The organism is Vibrio sp. 2033 (genome assembly GCF_033339735.1).
The window spans coordinates 1-523 of the sequence record NZ_JAWOVC010000803.1; the positions used below are offsets into that span (position 1 = coordinate 1).

1 pseudogene is annotated in these 523 nt (G+C 47.4%); it reads right to left on the bottom strand.

The window, feature by feature from the left end:
- A pseudogene (locus tag R7P74_RS29175) lies at positions 1-330 on the bottom strand (hypothetical protein); the annotation flags it as partial.
- Positions 331-523: the final 193 nt, after the last annotated feature.

Here is a 523-nt window from a genome sequence, read left to right on the forward strand (position 1 = left end):
AATTTTGTCGTAAGTGCGCTGTGCTTGGAGAAATACATCTGATTCGTTTGGCATTTCTTCTTGCTGCGTTAATTGGTAACGGCTTTGCTCCCAAAGCGGTTGAGGAATGACGTGCTCTGACATTTCTGTCTGAAGAAGCCAAGCGTTGTCACTGAGCAAAAGCACGTACCCCGTTTGGGCATCGGCGCTGCATAGTGTCCAAATATGCGCTGCACGTTGTTCTCGGCCATGGTGGCGAAAACCAGAGCGCGCCACTTGAACAAAGGATCGAGTTTGGATATTCGAGAACGATAAATGACGTTCGTATAAGCGACTAAAAGTGTCCAGCATACTTGCTAAACGCTCAAGAGATTGTGAAAAACGGCGATGATTTAAGCCCAGTTTATACTGTAAATCTTTGGGTGAAACCTCGGCTAATATAGCATCAAGCAGTGGTTGGAGTGTGTGGGATTCTTTGTTCGGGTTCAGCAGCGTTGCGGTTTTTTGACAGCAGCGACACTTTACTCTTGGGCTACCGACGGCG